Source organism: Lewinella sp. IMCC34183, assembly GCF_003390915.1.
In the GTDB taxonomy this organism is placed as follows: domain Bacteria; phylum Bacteroidota; class Bacteroidia; order Chitinophagales; family Saprospiraceae; genus Neolewinella.
In genome coordinates this window covers 1-1,829 of record NZ_QMEM01000028.1, presented here as the reverse complement: position 1 = coordinate 1,829, position 1,829 = coordinate 1, and the positions used below count along the sequence as shown (strand labels likewise).

The window sequence follows — 1,829 nt, the reverse complement described above, 5'->3', positions numbered from 1 at the left end:
ATCAACAAGTTCGATAAGAGAGCTTCAGGCCTTTTTACCAGACCGATCCGGACTTCAGGATCAACCAAAGACCGTATGCTAATTAATTTCCACAACAAGCGTGCTGCCGTCTTTTTCACTACTCATAAGTCTCAGCCAACCGATCTAACGGTTAACCTCTACCCATTCAAAGAAAAAAAAAGGAAGCTGTCGGGCGATTAGTACTGCTCGGCTCCATGCGTTACCACACTTCCACCTACAGCCTATCAACGCAGTCATCTTCTGCGACCCTCAAGGGAATATTCATCTTGGAGTTGGCTTCGCGCTTAGATGCTTTCAGCGCTTATCCGTGCCGTATATAGCTACCCGGCAGTGCAGCTGGCGCCACAACCGGTACACTAGAGATACGTCCATTCCGGTCCTCTCGTACTGGAAACAGATCTCCTCAATATTCCTACGCCCGCAACAGATAGAGACCGAACTGTCTTGCGACGTTCTGAACCCAGCTCGCGTGCCACTTTAATGGGCGAACAGCCCAACCCTTGGGACCTTCTTCAGCCCCAGGATGTGACGAGCCGACATCGAGGTGCCAAACCTCCCCGTCGATGTGAGCTCTTGGGGGAGATCAGCCTGTTATCCCCGGAGTACCTTTTATCCTTTGAGCGATGGCCCTTCCATGCGGAACCACCGGATCACTTAAGCCTGCTTTCGCACCTGTTCGAACTGTCGTTCTCTCAGTCAAGCACCCTTATACTTATACGCTCTTCGCATGATTACCAACCATGCTGAGGGTACCTTTGCGAGCCTCCGTTACACTTTAGGAGGCGACCACCCCAGTCAAACTACCCACCACACACGGTCCTCCTATTTCGTAGGAGTTAGCATCAAAGTATAAGAAGGGTGGTATTTCAAGGACGACTCCACAACCACTGGCGTGGCCGCTTCAAAGTCTCCCACCTATCCTACACATCTTATACCCTAATGCAATGTGAAGCTGTAGTAAAGGTTCACGGGGTCTTTTCGTCCCGTTGCGGGTAATCGGCATCTTCACCGATACTTCAATTTCACCGAGCTCATGGCCGAGACAGTGCCCAGATCGTTACACCATTCGTGCAGGTCGGAACTTACCCGACAAGGAATTTCGCTACCTTAGGACCGTTATAGTTACGGCCGCCGTTTACTGGGGCTTCAGTTAAGACCTTCGGGATTACTCCCTAAGCCCCTTCCTTAACCTTCCAGCACCGGGCAGGTGTCAGACCCTATACTTCATCTTGCGATTTAGCAGAGTCCTGTGTTTTTGCTAAACAGTCGCCTGGGCCTCTTCACTGCGGCCCGTACATCACTGTACGGGCGACGCTTCTCCCGAAGTTACGCGTCTAATTTGCCTAGTTCCTTAGCCATGAATCACTCGAGCGCCTTAGGATACTCTCCTCGACTACCTGTGTCGGTTTACGGTACGGGCCGCTTCACTCGCTATTTCTTGGAAGTCGCTTCGGTACACTATCAAGTCCTTCCGAAGAAGAACCTGTACTATCGGCTAATTTTACTCAGCCTTCAACGTACTATTCCGTCAGTACGCGATACCTACACTACTCCGTCGCTTTCGTCGTGAGCGGGTACGGGAATATTAACCCGTTTGCCATCGGCTTCGCCTGGCGGCTACACCTTAGGACCCGACTAACCCGATTCTGATTAACATCGAATACGGAAACCTTAGTCTTACGGCGAAGGGGTTTCTCACCCCTTTTATCGTTACTCATGCCTACATTTGCTTTTGTGGCCGCTCCAGCCGGGGTCACCCCCAACCTTCAGTGCCGTACCACAATGCTCCCCTACCAAATACTGCCCTA

General features: G+C 51.4%; 1 rRNA gene. It reads right to left on the bottom strand.

The annotated features are described in order from the left end of the window. Nucleotides 1–176: 176 nt before the first annotated feature. Nucleotides 177–1,829, bottom strand: a 23S ribosomal RNA gene (locus DQG19_RS21260); the annotation flags it as partial.